Genomic DNA, 15,346 nt, shown 5'->3' on the forward strand with positions numbered 1-15,346 from the left:
TCAAGCGTGCCCGGGACGGACGAGGAGAGCCACCGGGAGGTCCTCGAGCAGCCGCGCCAGCGGGACGAGACCGCCGTCGTGCGTCCGGCCGCTGAGCGCGTCGCGCCACGGACCCTCGGGCAGCGCGACCGTGTGCTCACCCCAGCCGCCGAGGCGGTCCAGGGCGAGCGCGAGGCGAGTCGCCACCGTCACGACCTGCGGCTCGCCGTCGTCGGTGCGCGCGAACGCGAACGCGTGACCGGACGACGCGGGCAGCGCCTGGTACCCGGCGTGCTCGCCGACGAACGCGCCGGGCAGGTCGCGCCGGGTGCGCAGCGCGCGTGACGTCACGAGCAGCTTCTCGTCCGCGAGACCCCGCGGTCCGTGCTGCTCGAGGCGGTCGAGCTGCTCGGCGAGCGCAGCGTGGTCCACGGGACGCCGGTTGTCGGGGTCGACGAGCGCGACGGCCGGCACCTCGGTGCCCTGGTACACGTCGGCGACGCCCGGCATCGTGAGCTGCACGAGCTTGGTGCCGAGCGTCGTGGCGCGGACTCCCGGCGCCGCGCGGCGCAGCCAGCCCTCGTACGCCTCGACGACCGCGGGCAGCGAGCGGACGTGGCGCGCGTGGTCGAGCACGGCCTGCTCGTAGGCCTCGTCGGGTGCGGTCCAGGACGTGTGCGACTTCGCCTCGCGCACGGCCTTCGTCAGGTACTCGGCCAGGCGGTCCTCGGCGATCGGGCCGTCGTCGCCCCACGTGCCCGCGAGCGTCTGCCACAGGATGTTCTCGGTCCGCCCGTCCAGCAGCGACGGACGCACGTCCGCGGTCGCCGCGCGCAGCGCGTCGACCAGCTCCGACCACTCCACGGGCAGCTCGGAGAGCACGGCCAGACGTGCGCGGACGTCCTCGCTGCGCTTCGTGTCGTGCGTCGACAGGCCGGTCATCGCGACGGGGGCGTGCTGCTGAGCGCGCAGGGCGAAGGCGTGCAGCTCCTCCGGGCTGATCGCGAATCGCTCGGGTGCGCCGCCGACCTCGGCGAGGCCGAGCAGGTGCGTCCAGCGGTAGAAGGCCGTGTCCTCGACACCCTTGGCCATGACGGCGCCGCACACCTGCTGGAACCGCACGACGAGCTCGTCGCGACGCGCCTCACGGGTCCGGCCGGCCGAGCCGATCTCGTGGCCGAGGAGCATCTCGGCGAGCAGGTCGAGCGTCTCGAGGCGGTCACCCTCGAGGCGGCTGCGGGCGCGCGCGACGCAGTCGGCGAACGCGGACGCCGCGTCGGGGTGCACGGGCTCGCCGGGCACGACGTAGTACCGGTAGCGGTCGGCCGCGACGAGCAGCTCGACGAGGCAGTCGTGCAGCGAGCGACGCGTGTGGTCGCGCAGGCGGACGTCGTCGCGGCAGATGTCCGCCGCGAGGCCCGCGAGCCGGTCGACCTCGGCGTAGAGCGGGCCGTTGACGATCTCGCGCTTCGCCTCGTCGATGATCGCGGGCAGCGCGTCGGCCGTGTCGCCGGTCAGGCGGTGCATGACGGCGCCGAGCTCACCGCCGCCGCCGGCGTCGACGAACGCGGCTTCGATGCGCCACATCGCGTCGTAGCCCGTGGTGCCCGCGGTGGCCCAGTCCTCGGGCAGCTCCTCGTTCGGCGCGAGGATCTTCTCGACGACGACCCACGCGTCGTCCGTCGCCTCGGCGAGCCGCGCGAGGTACCCCTGGGGGTCCGCGAGGCCGTCCGGGTGGTCGATGCGCAGGCCGTCGACCGTGCCGTCGTGCACGAGGCCGGTCACGAGGCGGTGCGTCGCGTCGAAGACGTCGGGGTCCTCGACGCGGACGGCGGCGAGCGTCCCGACGTCGAAGAAGCGGCGGTAGTTGAGCTCCTCGTTCGCGACGCGCCAGTAGGCGAGCCGGTAGTGCTGCCGATCGACGAGCTCGGCGAGTGGGAGGCTCTCGGTGCCGGGGCGCACAGGGAACACGTGGTCGTAGTAGCGCAGGACGGTCTGCGGCTCGCCCGCGCGGTCGCCGGGGACGACGACCTCGTCGAGGCGCAGCTCGTCGGACGCGAGCACCGTGCCCAGCCGACTGCCCAGGACCGGCATGAGCAGCGCACCCTCGCCTGCGGTCCAGTCGACGTCGAACCACGCGGCGTACGGCGACTCGGGTCCGTGCGCGAGCACCGACCACAGCGCCCGGTTGTGCCACACCGGCGTCGGGACGGCCATGTGGTTGGGGACGACGTCGAGCACCAGGCCCAGGCTGTGCTCGCGCGCTGCGGCGGCGAGGCGGTCGAGCCCCTCCCGACCGCCCATGGCGGGGGACACCTCGTCGTGGTCGACGACGTCGTAGCCGTGCGTGGACCCGGGCGCGGCCGTCAGGACGGGGGACAGGTACAGGTGCGTCGCACCGAGGCTGGCGACGTACGGCGCGAGCGCCGCGGCGTCGTCGAACGTGAGGTCGGCGTTGAGCTGGAGGCGGTAGGTCGACACCGGCACGGGCCGGCCGGCCGGTGGGCGTCGGCGGCTCGGGCCCTGCCGGACCTCGGCGCGGTCGCCGCTCACTCGGCCGACCCGGCGACGGGCCGCGTGAGGACCAGGACCGACCGGCCGCTCACGACGAGCGACTCGCCCGCCTTGACCTTCGCCCCGTCGGCGAGGTTGTGGTCGGTGTCGAGCACGCAGCTCCAGACGGCTCCGAACTTCGCCGGGGGCAGCGTGAACTCCACGCCCTCGGGTGCGGCGTTGTAGAGCATGAGGAAGCTGTCGTCGACGACGGCCTCGCCGCGCACGTCCGGCTCCGCGATCGCCTCGCCGTTGAGGAACACCATGACGGCCTTGGCGAAGCCCTGGTGCCAGTCCGAGTCGGACATGGGCGATCCCGACGTGCTGATCCAGGCGATGTCCCGCAGGTCCGACTCGCCGCCGTGGTCGGCGCTGCCCGCGAAGAACCGGCGACGGCGCAGCACGGGGTGGTCGCGGCGCAGGTGGACGAGCTTGCGGGTGAACGCGAGGTGCTCGGTCTGGGCCTCGTCGAGGTCCCAGTCCATCCACGTGATCTCGTTGTCCTGGCAGTAGCCGTTGTTGTTGCCGCCCTGGGTGCGCCCGAGCTCGTCGCCGTGCGCGAGCATCGGCACACCCTGCGACGTGAGCAGCGTCGTGAGGAAGTTGCGCATCTGCCGCCACCGCAGCGCGGTCACGCCGGCGTCGTCCGTCGGGCCCTCGACGCCGCAGTTCCAGGACCGGTTGTGGCCCTCGCCGTCGGCGTTGCCCTCCTGGTTCGCCTCGTTGTGCTTCTCGTTGTAGGAGACGAGGTCGCGCAGCGTGAAGCCGTCGTGGGCCGTGACGAAGTTGATCGAGGCGATCGGCTTGCGGCCGGTGTGCTCGTAGAGGTCCGACGAGCCGGACAGGCGGCTCGCGAACTCGGCGAGCGTCGCGGGCTCGCCCCGCCAGTAGTCCCGGACGGTGTCGCGGTACTTGCCGTTCCACTCGCTCCACAGCGGGGGGAACCCGCCGACCTGGTAGCCGCCCTCACCGACGTCCCAGGGCTCGGCGATGAGCTTGACCTGGCTCACGACCGGGTCCTGCTGGACGAGGTCGAAGAACGCCGACAGGCGGTCGACCTCGTGGAACTGCCGGGCGAGCGTCGAGGCGAGGTCGAACCGGAAGCCGTCGACGTGCATCTCGTTGACCCAGTACCGCAGCGAGTCCATGAGCAGCTGCAGGACGTGCGGGTGGCGCATCAGCAGCGAGTTGCCCGTGCCCGTCGTGTCGTAGTAGTGCCGCGGGTCCTCGTCGACCAGCCGGTAGTACGCGGCGTTGTCGATGCCCCGGAACGACAGCGTCGGACCGAGGTGGTTGCCCTCGGCCGTGTGGTTGTAGACGACGTCGAGGATGACCTCGATGTCCGCCTCGTGCAGCGCCTTGACCATCTGCTTGAACTCCTGGACCTGCGCGCCGGCGGTCGGGGAGGACGCGTAGCCGTTGTGCGGGGCGAAGAAGCCGATCGTGTTGTAGCCCCAGTAGTTCGACAGGCCCTTCTCCTGGAGGGTCGTGTCGTTGACGAACTGGTGGACCGGCATGAGCTCCACGGCGGTGATGCCGAGCGACGACAGGTGCTCGACCATCGCGGGGTGCGCCATCCCGGCGTAGGTGCCGCGGAGCTCCTCCGGGACGCCGGGGTGCTGCATCGTCATGCCCTTGACGTGGGCCTCGTAGATGACGCTCTCGTGGTACTCGTGCATCGGCGGGCGGTCGTGGCCCCAGTCGAAGTAGGGGTTGATGACGACCGACGTCATGGTGTGCCCGAGCGAGTCCTCGTCGTTGAACGACTCCGGGTCCCCGAAGTCGTACGAGAAGAGCGACTGGTGGCCGTCCACCTGGCCGTCGATCGCCTTCGCGTACGGGTCCAGGAGCAGCTTGGCCGGGTTGCACCGGTGCCCGTTGGCGGGGTCGTAGGGGCCGTGGACCCGGAACCCGTAGCGCTGACCGGGCTGCACCGAGGGGAGGTAGCAGTGCCAGACGAACGCGTCGACCTCGGGCATCTCGACGCGCTCCTCGGAGCCGTCGGCCGCGATCAGGCAGAGCTCGACGCGCTCGGCCACCTCCGAGAACAGGGCGAAGTTGGTGCCGGCGCCGTCGAAGGTCGCGCCGAGGGGGTAGGGCCTACCGGGCCAGATCTGCATGGGCCAAGAGTGCCAGGGCGCAGGGCTTCCCGCTTGACCGTGTGTCCGGTTTGTGGGGATCCTCACGCGGCGAGGCGGCTCGCTCAGATGAAGAGCAGCTGGGCGCCCTCCGTCATCTCGATGAAGTCGCTCGCCGAGATGATGCCCTCGACGGACTCGTGCAGGTCCTCGGCGCCCAGACGGTTCATGTCCGCGCTGAGCCGGCAGGCCCACAGGTGCCCGCCCGCGGCGACGACCTGCTCGAGGAACTCCGGCACGGTCGGGATGTCCAGCTCCGCGAGCGTCCGCCGCATCTGCCGCGTGGCGAGCGCCGTCATCCCGGGCAGCGGCGTGAGGCCCATCGGCATGTGCGTCGCGGTGTTGCCGACGGGCGTGAACTTGAGGTCGCCCATGCGGCGCTTCGTGATCATGTCGAAGCCCCAGAACGTGAAGAAGAGGTGGGTCTCGACCCCCTCGCCGAGGGCCGCGTTCGCCAGGACGAGGCCCGGGTAGGCCATGTCCAGGTTGCCCTTGGAGCAGATGATCGCGAGCCGGCGGCCGGTCGCCGCGTCGTCGTCGAATCGGGGGACCAGGGGTGTGCTCATCGTGCGTCCTTCCTCGTCGCGGGGCGTCAGACGCAGCCGCGTGGCTTGGGGAGCCCGGCGACGTACGCCATCTTCTTCGCGGGCTTGGTGGGGAAGAGCTCGAACTGCAGACGCGTCGGGAAGCCCCCGACCGCCTGGACGCGGCGGGTCGTCGCGGTCTCGCCCTGCGTCGCGAAGTCCGCGCGCAGGAAGCGGAGCACCTCGCGGTGCCGCTCGGTGAGCTCGAGGCCGATCGCCGAGGCGAGCGCCGTCGCGAGGTCCTCGTCCCACTCGGCGGGGTCGGTCAGGAAGCCCTCGGCGTCGACGTGGACCTCGCGTCCACCGATCGTGGTCACGGGCATCGGTCACTCCTTCCAGGTGGCACCCGCGGGCGCGGGATCAGCGGCGGCGCGGACGTCCTTGCCCGCCATGGACAGGCGAGCGGGCACCGGCATGCGGCGGCCCGGCAGGAGGACGTTCCAGTACAGGTGGCGGAACGCGAGCTTGCCCAGGTGGTTGACCCGCGTCTCGCGCAGCAGGCTCAGGGGGCCGACGACGGGCAGGGGGTACGTCCCCGGGAGGGGCTCGACGTCGTAGCCGAAGTCGAGCAGGAGGGCGCGCCCGTCGCCGGACTCGACGAAGCAGTTGGCGTGCCCGTCGAACGCATGCGTCATGGGGCGCCCCTCGACGTGCTCGAGGAAGTTCTCGACGAAGGCGTCGACCTCGAAGTGCGCGACGGAACCGGCCTTGGACGTGGGCACGTCGGCCGCGTCGCCGATGGCGAAGACCCGGTCGGACGCGCGCGACAGCAGCGTGTGCCGGTCGACGGGCACGAAGTTGAGCTCGTCCCCGAGGCCGGACCGCGAGACCAGGTCGGCGCCCATGTTCACGGGCACCGTCACGAGGAGGTCGTAGGGGATCTCCCGGCCGTCGTAGGACCGCAGCACGTGCGCGTCGCCGTCGACGGACTCGACGACGAAGTCGGGCTCGACGGCGATCCCGCGCGTGACGAGCATGTCGCCGAGCCGGGCGGACGCGACGGGCTGCGTGAAGGCGCCGGACAGCGGCGTCACGTAGGTGAGGTCGACGCGGTCGCGGATGCCCTGGCGACGGAAGTACGCCTCGGCCAGGAACGTGAGCTCGAGCGGGGCGACGGGGCACTTGACGGGCATCTCCGCGACGTGGACGACGAACCTGCCCCCCGTCCAGTCGGCGAGCCGCGCGGCGAGCCGGAGCGCGCCGCCGTAGGTGTAGAACTCGTGCACGTCGCCGCCGAGCGCCTCGGGCAGGCCGGGCGTCTCCTCGGGGCGCGGTGACGTGCCGGTGGCGACGACGAGGTAGTCGTAGGGCAGGGACCGTCCGTCGGCGAGCAGCACCTCGCGCGCGTCCACGTCGACGCGGTCGACCTCGGCGGTCAGGAGCTCCACGCCGCGCCGCAGGGTGCGTGCCACGGGGCGGCTGACGTCCTCGGGGCGCATCGCACCGAACGGCAGGAAGAGGTACCCGGGCTGGTACCGGTGGACGGTCGACCGCTCGACGACCGTGATCGACCACTCGGTCTCCTCGAGCCGGGGACGGAGCCGGTTGACCACCATCGTGCCTGCCGTGCCGGCACCGAGGACCACGAGTCTGCGCATCGTGCGCTCCTGGGACGTGGGTCGCCGAGCGGGTCGGCGGGGGCGGGGAAGCCGTCCTGGTGTCGACGCTAGGACCGTGCCGGCGACCCCGACAGGGACCTAGGTCGGATACACCGGGGGGTATGGACGGCAGGCGGCTCCCCGGGTCGGCCGCGCGAGCGGATGCGGCCGGTGCGGCGCGGTGCCACGGTGGGCCCATGAGCGAGCAGACACCGTCCACCGAGCCCTACGACCCCGCCAAGGACCCCGACTCCGACCCGGAGAACCTCGAGCCGCGGACCGGCTCCCAGGCCTCGGGCGGCCCGTCCGCCGGTGACCCCGACGCGGACCCGGACATGCTCAACCCGCGCGAGGACGCCGGCGACTGAGACCCGCCGCCGTGCGCATCGCCGTCGTCGGCGCGAGCGGTAACGCGGGGACCGGCCTGCTGCGGCACCTCGAGCACGACCGGGAGGTCACGGTCGAGGTCGCCGTCGCGCGCCGGGTCCCCGCGGGCCGTCCGCCGGCGCCCTACGCGGGCGCGTCCGGTCTCCCGCGGTGGCTCGCGTGCGACATCGGGGCCGACGCGCCCGACGACGCGGTCGTGGCGCCGCTCGCCGAGGCCTTCCACGGCCTCGACGCCGTGGTCCACCTCGCGTGGCAGATGCAGCCCAGCCACGACCGGGCCCGGCTCCGCGCGACGAACGTCGACGGCAGCCGACGCGTCGCCGAGGCGGTGGTCGCGGCCGGCGTCCCGCACCTCGTGGTCGCGTCGTCGGTCGGCGCCTACAGCCCCGTCGCCGACGACGACGTGCGCGACGAGTCGTGGGCGACCGAGGGTGTCCGGTCGAGCTCCTACAGCGTCGACAAGGTCGCCCTCGAGCGGCTCCTCGACGAGGTCGAGGAGCGCGTCGCGGTGGCGCGGGTCCGACCCGCGCTCGTCTTCCAGCGCGACGCGGGGTCCTCGATCGAGCGGTACTTCCTGGGGCCGGGTGCCCCGGCGTGGCTCGTCGGCGTGCTGCCCGTCCTGCCGTGGCCTGCCGGGTTCCGGGTGCAGGCGGTGCACGCGGACGACCTCGCGGCGGTCTACCGCGCCGTCGTCGTCGCACGGGCCACGGGCGCCTTCAACGTGGCCGCGGACGACGTCCTGCGGCGCGACGACGTGGCCGAGGTGCTCACCGGTGGTCGGGCGGTCGACGTCCCGGTGCCGCTCGTCCGGTCGGCGGTCGGAGCGGCGTGGCGTGCGCGCGCGCTGCACCTGAGCCCCGGCTGGATCGACCTCGCGGCGGGCATCCCGCTCCTGGACACCACGCGCGTGCGCACCGAGCTCGGCTGGCGGCCGCGTGTGACCGCCCAGCAGGCGCTCGCCGAGGTCGTCGAGGGGATGGTCGCCGGGTCGGGGACGGCGAGCCCCCCGCTGCGCGCACGTGGGCGCGCGCGGCCGTCGCTCCTCGGGGGGCAGTCCGCCGAGTGGTGACGGCCCGCCCGTCACGTGGCCCGGCACGCGGTCAGCGTGCGAGGCGCTCGACCACGCCCGCGAAGACGCGGGGCGCACGCCGCGCGACGGGCACGACGAGCGGACGCGCCGGCGAGGTCGCCCAGCGCACCAGACCGGCGGTCAGGACCCGGTAGTCGCGCGTCGCCGCCCGCCACGCGCGCTCGTAGGCCTCGGGGTCGTCGAGGGTCGCGACCGCCGCGCGCGCCTGCGCCCAGCCGACTCGCAGACCCTCACCCGTCAGCGCGTCGACGTACCCCGAGGCGTCCCCGACGAGCCGCACGGGCCCGGCGGCGCGGCGGTGCGACCGCTGCCGCAACGGTCCTGCCCCTCGGGTCGTGCTGACCACCGGGGCGTCCGCGACCCGGCGTGCCAGGGCCGGCGACGCCGCGACGGCGGCGTCGAGGTCCGTGCCGCGCGGCCCGAGGACGGCGATGCCGACGACGTCGTCGGCGACCGGCGTCACGTAGACCTCGGCCGTCGGCGTCCAGTGGACCTCGACGAGGTCGGTCCACGGTGCGACGCCGACGTGGTGCCGCAGGCCGTACCGGCGCCGGTCGTCCGTGCCCCTGCGCGCGTCGGCCGCAGCCGGGCGGTCGGGGTCGACGTCGAGCCCGAGCCGACGGCGCACGGTCGAGTGCAGCCCGTCGCACGCGAGGAGCCAGCGCGCCTCGACCCCGGCTGCGCGGACCGTCCCGCGGGACGTGAGCACCTCGACGTCGTCGACGCGTCCGGTCACCGTCACGACCCCCAGCTCCGCCGCGCGCCGCCGCAGGGCCTCGTGCAGCGCGGTCCGGCGCACGCCCCGACCCGCCGGTCCGACGAACCGGTGGGAGACCGCCGTCTCGCCGGAGCAGTACCGGATCCCCGCGATCGGCCGGCCCGGCGGGTCGACGTCCCACCCCTGGAGGAGCCGCAGCGCGCCGGGCATGAGCCCCTCGCCGCACGCCTTGTCGATCGTGCCGGCGCGCGGCTCGACCACGACGACCTCCAGGCCGGCGCGACGCGCCTCGACCGCGGCGCCGAGCCCGACCGGCCCGCCGCCGACGACGAGGACGTCGGTGTCCGTCACCCGTCCCTCACCCGTCCCTCACCCGTCCGTCACGGCCGCGGCGCCGTCGGGTCGCACGCGCCCTCGCCGCGGCGCCCTCACGCGTCGGCGGCCGTGCGACGGGCGGCCTCGAGCGCTCGCTCCTCGGCCGGGATGCGGAAACGGAGCAGCAGCACCGCGTTGAGCACCGTGAACGCGACCGCGGTGACCCAGGCGCTGTGCACCAGCGGGAGAGCGACGCCCTCGAGCACGACGGCCACGTAGTTCGGGTGGCGCAGCAGCCGGTACGGGCCCCGGCTCACGAGCGGGAGACCGGGCACCACGATCACGCGGGTGTTCCACCGGGGCCCCAGCGTCGTGATGCACCACCACCGCAGCGCCTGGCTCACGACGACGAGCACGACGGCGGTCCAGCCGAGCCACGGCAGGAACGGGCGGTCGGCGGCGGTCACCTCGACGAGCGGCGCGACGAGCAGGGCGGTGTGCAGAGCGACCATGGCCGGGAAGTGGCCGCGACCGCTCTCGACCCCGCCGCGCGCGAACGACCAGCGGGCGTTGCGCGCGGAGACGACCAGCTCGAGCACGCGTTCGACGGCGGTCGCGACCAGGACGACGACGAGGAGCCACAGCACGGCGTCAGCCCTCGTCCGGCCAGCGCAGGAGGACGGCCTCGGAGCTGACGCCCGGACCGAACGCGAGGACGAGCCCGGGTGAGCCGGGGCCGGGCGGCTGCGCCAGGACGCGCGCGAGGACGTCGAGGACGGACGCCGACGACAGGTTGCCGACCTCCGCGAGGGACGTACGGCTGCGGTCGAGAGCGGTCGCGGGGAGCCGCAGCGCGCCCTGGACGGCGTCGAGGATGCGCGGCCCGCCGGCGTGCACGACCCACGCCTCGACGTCCTCGACCTTGAGGTCGTGCGCTGCGAGGAGGCCCTCGACGTCGGCGGCGACGTGGGTCTCGACCAGGTCGGGCAGCCCCGCGGAGAGCACGATCCGGAAGCCGCTCGCGCCCACCTCCCACCCGAGGACGTCCTCGGTCCCCGGGTAGAGACGGCTCGCGGCGCCGACGACGTGCGGGCCGGTCGCGGCCGGGTGGTCCACGCCGACCATGACGGCGGCCGCCGCCCCGTCGCCGAACAGGCCGCTCGCGACGAGGTTGGCGGCCGACGAGTCCCCGTGCTGGAGCGTGAGCGAGCACAGCTCGACGCACACGAGGAGCGCGACGTCGGCGGGGTGACCGACGAGGTAGTCGTGGACGCGCGCGAGGCCCGCCGCACCGCCGGCGCAGCCGAGCCCGAAGGACGGCGTGCGGCGGACGTCGGGGCGCAGGCCGACCCGCGCCGCGACGAGCGCGTCGACCGACGGCGCGGTGACCCCCGTGACCGACGTCAGGAGCAGGTGGTCGACGTCGGCCGGCGCGAGCCCGGCCAGGTCGAGCGCGTCGCGGACCGCACGCACCGCGAGGTCGGTCCCGATCTCGCGGAAGCGGTCGTTGGCCGCACCGAAGTCGGTCAGCGCGGGGTAGCGGTCGAGCGGGAGGGCGAGGTGCCGCGTCGTGACGCCGCTGCTCGCGTGCACCTTCTCCAGCAGAGCGCGGGAGCGCGGGTCGGGCGCGACGAGCGGCGCGATCGTCGCCGTGATCTCGGCCTGGGGGAGCGCGGGGCCCGGCAGGGCGCGCGCGACCGACACGACACGTGACATTGCCGCATCGTGCCACGGTGTCCGGTTCGCGGCGCGATCGGTAGGTTCGCCGCGTGGGAGCCGTCGGAGGTGCAGCGCCGGGCCGCGCGGGTCCCGCGCGCGGGACCCCGCCGTCGCGGTGGGCCGTCGCCGGTGCGCTCGCGGGTGCGTCGCACCCCGGACCGACCGTCGTGGTCACCGTGCTCTCCGCGGCCCTCGCGGTCGCCGTCGGTGGGGGGGCGCGCGCGTGGCTCGCCGCAGCCGCGGTCCTCGCCGGTCAGCTCTCGATCGGCTGGTCCAACGACTGGCTGGACGCCGCACGCGACGCGGCGGTCGGACGCCGGGACAAGCCCGTGGTGCGTGGTCTCGTGGGCGCACGCGACCTACGCCGGGCCGCGGTCGCCGCACTCGTGCTCTGCGGGGCGCTGTCGCTCCTGTGCGGGGTCGCGGCAGGCGCCGTCCACCTCGTCGCCGTCGCCTCGGCGTGGGCCTACAACGCGCGGCTCAAGAGCACGGCGTCCTCGTGGTTGCCGTACGCCGTCTCGTTCGGACTGCTCCCCGTCTTCCTGGTCCTCGCGGTCACCGGCGCCACGGCACGGGCGTGGCTCGTGGCCGTGGGTGCGCTCCTGGGCGTCGGGGCGCACCTGGCGAACGTGCTCCCCGACCTGGAGGACGACGCCGCGACAGGGGTCCGTGGGCTGCCCCACCGCCTGGGGCGACGGACGACGAGCGTGCTGGCACCGCTCGTGCTCGCGGTCGCCGTCGTCGTCGCGACGCTCGCCCCGCCCGGTCCGCCGACCCCCGCTGGCGCGGCGGCGGCGGTCGCGGCCACCCTGCTGGCTGCGGGAGCGGGCGTGGTCGCGGTCACCGTCCCGCGCAGCCGGGCGCCGTTCGCCGTCGCGATGGGCGTCGCGGTGCTGTGCGTCGTCGCGCTCGTGGTCGGGGGTGGGCTGGGCCCCGCGGGTCGTGTCGGTGGTCGGTCGGAGGATGGCGTCATGTCCGGCCCGTCCACGTTCAGCGCGTCCGGTGTCACGGCACCCGGGGCGCGTGACTCCACCCTCGCGCGCGTCGAGGGGTCCCGCGCCGCGGTGGCGTCGGAGGCGGTGGCGTCGGCGGCGGTGGCGCCGCCCCGGGGGCCGGTCCCGCGCACGGCGTTCGACCGCGAGGTCACGCGGGCCGGGTGGTCCGCGGGTTCGCGGTGGGGCTACGACGCCGAGCTCGAGTGCTACTGGGCCGAGCTCTGGCCCGAGGGCGCGGCCGAGCCCGTCGTCGTGGGCGCGGGGCACCTGATCACGACTCTCCCGGGCCTCGCGCGGGCGCTCGCGCACGCCGGGCACCTGGCGGAGGGCGACGCGCTGCTGGCGCTCACCGCATGAGCACCGAACGGTGCGACCGGCCGTGAGGCCCGTGGCACGACCTCCACGATCCGCCTCGACCTGCGCGTCGGCGCCGTCCGTCGTAGCGTCGAGGGAACCGACCACGAGGAGGCCGACATGGGTACGGACGACAAGGTGCGGAACACCGCCGAGGAGTGGGGCGGCAAGGCCAAGGAGGGCATCGGCGAGGCGACGGGCGACCGTGACCTGCAGGCCGAGGGCCACGCCGACCAGACGGAGGCGAGCCTCAAGCAGGCCGGCGAGAAGGTCAAGGACGCCTTCCGCCGCGACTGACGCACCCGCCGAGCAGCGGCGAGGGCCGGACCACGCGGTGGTCCGGCCCTCGCCGCGTCGGCCCCGGGGTGCTCGCCCGGTCCGGGACTCAGTGCGCGCCGACGGCGCGCGCCTCGGTGACCGCCTGGACGACACCACCCAGCCACGGCTCGCCGTGCCCGGGCAGGACAGTCGTCGCGCCGGTCGCCGCCAGGGCGTCGAGCGACGCGAGAGCCTGGGCGCTGTCGGCGGTCGCGGCACCCGCGATGATCTGCGGGCCCTCGACGCCCGTGTACGGGTCGAGCGTGACGAGCGCGTCCCCGCTGATCAGGACGTCGCGGTCGGGCAGGTGCAGAGCGCAGTGGCCCGCGGTGTGCCCGGGCGAGAACACGACCACGGGTGCTCCCGGCGCCGCGAGGACCTCACCCGGGACGAGCGCACGCAGGCCGTGCACCCCGCGCACGCGCAGCGCCCCCGCGCGGGCCATGGCCCCCAGGATGCGCAGGGCCGAGGGGTGCCGGAACGGGTACTGGCCGCGCATGTTCTCGTGCGCGTACCGGTACGGGTGCGCGGCGATGTAGTGGTCGTCCTCGTGGGCCCAGACCGGGACGTCGAGCCGCTCCTGAAGACGTGCCGCGAACCCGGTGTGGTCGAAGTGCGCGTGCGTGAGGACGAGGCCGACGACGTCCTCCGGCCGGCGGCCGAGCTCGCGCAGCGCCCAGCCCATGAGGGGCCAGGTCGCGGGCAGTCCCGCGTCGACGAGCAGGACGTCCTCGCCGTCGACCACGACGTAGCAGTTCACGTACGCGTGCTCGAGCCGGAACACCCGGTCGGCCACCTCGGTCGTGAGCATCGGCACTCCCATGGCTCGGTCGGACGGGGCGGGGGTCCCCTGGGCCCACGGTAGGGCCGGCGTGACCCGCGGGCGCGTCAGCCGTCGGCCGCGGCGAGCACGCCGCTGTCCACCACGAGGTCCGCGTCAAGCGTGACGTAGCCCCGGGACTCGAACAGCACCGTCACCCGCCCCTGCTCGACGACGGACACCGTCCCGGAGCCCCACTCGACGTGCTCGACGGCCTGCCCGGGGCGGAACGGTGCGTCCGTCACGTCGACGCTCGTCCCGGCGTCGCAGCTGTCGCAGCGGCCGCATGCCTGGGGGTGGTCCTCGCCCAGCAGCTCGAGCAGCACGCGACGCCGGCAGTCGGTCGTCTCCGCGTAGGTGCGGACCAGCTCGACGCGCGATCGGTCGAGCGCGGCTGCGTCGTCGGCGCGCTCCCGGACGGCACGGACCACCTCGGCCACCGAGCCGCCCCCGAGCCTCCGCCACGTCCCGGCGCGCTCCTCGACGCCGCCGACGGCCGCGAGCGCCGCGAGGGCTCGCGCGACCGTGCGTGCGCCGAGGCCCGAGCGCCCCGCCACGTCGGCACGCGTACCGGGCCCCTGCTCGACGGCTCCGAGGACCGCCTGGAGGGTCGCCCGCCTCGGTGCGCCACCGGCGCGGAGGTAGTGGTTGGGACCGACGTCGTCGGGGTGGTGGACGAGCACCGCGAGAGCGTCCTCGCCGTCACGTCCCGCGCGTCCGACCTCCTGGTAGTACGCGTCGAGGGACGGCGGCGGGCCGGCGTGCACGACGAACCGGACGTCGGCGCGGTCGACGCCCATCCCGAACGCGCTCGTGGCGACGACCAGCTCGGCCTCGCCCGTGAGGAAGGCCTCCTCGACGCGGCTCCGTTCACGGCCGCTCATCCCGCCGTGGTACCCGAGGGCGGGGCGGCCGGCGTCCGCGAGCAGCGCCGCCAGCTCCTCCACGTGCGCCCTCGTCCGTGCGTACACGATGCCCGCACCCGACGTCGCGACGGCGGACTCGACGACGGCCGCGTCACGTTCGGGTGCCCCGGCCGTCGTGCGTGCGCCGAGCCAGATGTTGGGCCGGTCGGTGTCGTGGACGAGGACACGCGGTGAGCGCATCCCCAGCCGCTCGACGACCTCCTGCCGCACGTGGGGGGATGCCGTCGCGGTCAGGGCGAGGACGCGGGGCGAGCCCATGCGCTCGGCCGCGCCCGCGAGGTGGAGGTAGTCCGGCCGGAAGTCGTGTCCCCACTCCGTGACGCAGTGCGCCTCGTCGACCACGAGGAGCCCGACGCCGGCACCCGCGAGCGCCTCGACGACGTCGTCGCGCGCGAGCTGCTCGGGAGCGAGCAGCAGGACCTCGACCTGGCCGCGGGCAGCGTCCTCGAGGGCGGCGCGCCGCGCGCGCGCCGGGACGGCCGAGCTCACCGCCTCCGCACGGAGGCCCGCCTCGGCGAGGGAGGTGACCTGGTCCCGCTGGAGCGCGAGCAGCGGCGAGACCACGACCGTCGGGCGTCCCGACATCATGGTCGCGATGGCGTACACGGCCGTCTTCCCCGCACCCGTCCGGGCGACGAGGAGCGTGTCGTGGGCACGCAGGCCGGACAGCGCGTCGCGCTGCGCCTCGCGGAGTCGGCCGCCTTCGCCGAGGACGCGCGCGACGGCCTCGTCGAGGGTGGGCGGCACGCCGACTGCGGCGGCGGGGGTGGGGCGGGTACCGGCTCGGGTCACCCGGAGGTTGTATCCCGGCGTGGGTACCGGCGCACGGCGAGGGCCCGGTCGCCCGGATGC

General features: G+C 74.7%; 14 protein-coding genes. 4 read left to right on the plus strand and 10 right to left on the minus strand.

Annotated elements, in window-relative coordinates; all coding sequences use genetic code 11:
• The 5 genes from treY to sqr all read right to left on the minus strand — a co-directional run bounded on the left by treY (position 1) and on the right by sqr (position 6,852).
• Complete coding sequence (gene treY, locus IEV86_RS01390) at positions 1-2,532, minus strand: malto-oligosyltrehalose synthase (protein WP_043602376.1); 2,532 nt, start codon at positions 2,530-2,532, stop codon at positions 1-3.
• A complete protein-coding gene (glgX, locus tag IEV86_RS01395; RefSeq protein ID WP_043602374.1) occupies positions 2,529-4,652 on the minus strand; it encodes a glycogen debranching protein GlgX in 2,124 nt (707 codons plus the stop codon). The genes treY and glgX overlap by 4 nt, the downstream gene beginning before the upstream one ends.
• A gap of 83 nt (positions 4,653-4,735) precedes the next feature.
• Positions 4,736-5,236: a DsrE/DsrF/DrsH-like family protein gene (locus IEV86_RS01400; RefSeq protein ID WP_043602373.1), complete on the minus strand. Its 501-nt coding sequence runs from the start codon at positions 5,234-5,236 to the stop codon at positions 4,736-4,738.
• Between the two features lie 26 nt (positions 5,237-5,262).
• Positions 5,263-5,577, minus strand: coding sequence for a TusE/DsrC/DsvC family sulfur relay protein (locus IEV86_RS01405; protein ID WP_043602372.1), 315 nt, complete (start codon positions 5,575-5,577; stop codon positions 5,263-5,265).
• Between the two features lie 3 nt (positions 5,578-5,580).
• On the minus strand, positions 5,581-6,852 hold the full coding sequence (gene sqr, locus IEV86_RS01410; protein ID WP_052425798.1) for a type III sulfide quinone reductase, selenoprotein subtype: 1,272 nt from the start codon (positions 6,850-6,852) through the stop codon (positions 5,581-5,583).
• Between the two features lie 197 nt (positions 6,853-7,049).
• Here sqr and IEV86_RS01415 point away from each other — a divergent pair, with 197 nt between their 5' ends.
• Entirely contained in the window at positions 7,050-7,220 is a 171-nt protein-coding gene (locus IEV86_RS01415; protein ID WP_161784009.1) for a hypothetical protein, read from the plus strand.
• An 11-nt stretch (positions 7,221-7,231) separates the two neighbouring features.
• Positions 7,232-8,308, plus strand: a complete 1,077-nt coding sequence (locus IEV86_RS01420; RefSeq protein ID WP_043602371.1) for an NAD-dependent epimerase/dehydratase family protein — start codon at positions 7,232-7,234, stop codon at positions 8,306-8,308.
• Between the two features lie 31 nt (positions 8,309-8,339).
• Here IEV86_RS01420 and IEV86_RS01425 read toward each other — a convergent pair whose 3' ends face one another.
• From IEV86_RS01425 to IEV86_RS01435, 3 genes are all read right to left on the minus strand, one after another.
• The gene (locus IEV86_RS01425) at positions 8,340-9,398 is read right to left on the minus strand and encodes an NAD(P)/FAD-dependent oxidoreductase (protein ID WP_043602369.1); all 1,059 of its coding nucleotides are present in this window, start codon (positions 9,396-9,398) and stop codon (positions 8,340-8,342) included.
• Between the two features lie 77 nt (positions 9,399-9,475).
• Complete coding sequence (locus IEV86_RS01430) at positions 9,476-10,009, minus strand: isoprenylcysteine carboxyl methyltransferase family protein (protein ID WP_043602367.1); 534 nt, start codon at positions 10,007-10,009, stop codon at positions 9,476-9,478.
• Between the two features lie 4 nt (positions 10,010-10,013).
• A complete protein-coding gene (locus IEV86_RS01435) occupies positions 10,014-11,078 on the minus strand; it encodes a type III polyketide synthase (RefSeq protein WP_043602364.1) in 1,065 nt (354 codons plus the stop codon).
• A 53-nt stretch (positions 11,079-11,131) separates the two neighbouring features.
• Between IEV86_RS01435 and IEV86_RS18155 the strand changes: the two genes are divergently transcribed.
• Both IEV86_RS18155 and IEV86_RS01445 read left to right on the plus strand, forming a co-directional pair.
• A complete protein-coding gene (locus tag IEV86_RS18155) occupies positions 11,132-12,433 on the plus strand; it encodes a UbiA family prenyltransferase (protein WP_081978430.1) in 1,302 nt (433 codons plus the stop codon).
• Positions 12,434-12,550: 117 nt separating this feature from the next.
• Positions 12,551-12,727 carry a CsbD family protein gene (locus IEV86_RS01445; RefSeq protein WP_043602362.1) on the plus strand — a complete coding sequence of 59 codons (177 nt, stop codon included), beginning with the start codon at positions 12,551-12,553 and terminating at the stop codon, positions 12,725-12,727.
• Positions 12,728-12,815: 88 nt separating this feature from the next.
• On the opposite strand, the gene IEV86_RS01450 is transcribed toward IEV86_RS01445, so the two are convergent.
• Both IEV86_RS01450 and IEV86_RS01455 read right to left on the minus strand, forming a co-directional pair.
• A complete protein-coding gene (locus tag IEV86_RS01450; protein ID WP_043602473.1) occupies positions 12,816-13,559 on the minus strand; it encodes an MBL fold metallo-hydrolase in 744 nt (247 codons plus the stop codon).
• A gap of 77 nt (positions 13,560-13,636) precedes the next feature.
• Positions 13,637-15,286: a RecQ family ATP-dependent DNA helicase gene (locus IEV86_RS01455; protein ID WP_229734430.1), complete on the minus strand. Its 1,650-nt coding sequence runs from the start codon at positions 15,284-15,286 to the stop codon at positions 13,637-13,639.
• Between the last annotated feature and the right edge of the window lie 60 nt (positions 15,287-15,346).

The sequence above is a fragment of the Cellulomonas carbonis genome (genome assembly GCF_014636275.1).
GTDB classification, from domain to species: Bacteria; Actinomycetota; Actinomycetes; order Actinomycetales; family Cellulomonadaceae; genus Actinotalea; species Actinotalea carbonis.

What these genes read in the sequence shown, in the direction of transcription:
- glgX (WP_043602374.1), bottom strand. Translation starts at nt 4,652, where the DNA reads ATGCAGATCTGGCCCGGTAGGCCCTACCCCCTCGGCGCGACCTTCGAC.
- IEV86_RS01400 (WP_043602373.1), bottom strand. Translation starts at nt 5,236, where the DNA reads ATGAGCACACCCCTGGTCCCCCGATTCGACGACGACGCGGCGACCGGC.
- IEV86_RS01405 (WP_043602372.1), bottom strand. Translation starts at nt 5,577, where the DNA reads ATGCCCGTGACCACGATCGGTGGACGCGAGGTCCACGTCGACGCCGAG.
- sqr (WP_052425798.1), bottom strand. Translation starts at nt 6,852, where the DNA reads ATGCGCAGACTCGTGGTCCTCGGTGCCGGCACGGCAGGCACGATGGTG.
- IEV86_RS01415 (WP_161784009.1), top strand. Translation starts at nt 7,050, where the DNA reads ATGAGCGAGCAGACACCGTCCACCGAGCCCTACGACCCCGCCAAGGAC.
- IEV86_RS01435 (WP_043602364.1), bottom strand. Translation starts at nt 11,078, where the DNA reads ATGTCACGTGTCGTGTCGGTCGCGCGCGCCCTGCCGGGCCCCGCGCTC.
- IEV86_RS01445 (WP_043602362.1), top strand. Translation starts at nt 12,551, where the DNA reads ATGGGTACGGACGACAAGGTGCGGAACACCGCCGAGGAGTGGGGCGGC.
- IEV86_RS01450 (WP_043602473.1), bottom strand. Translation starts at nt 13,559, where the DNA reads ATGCTCACGACCGAGGTGGCCGACCGGGTGTTCCGGCTCGAGCACGCG.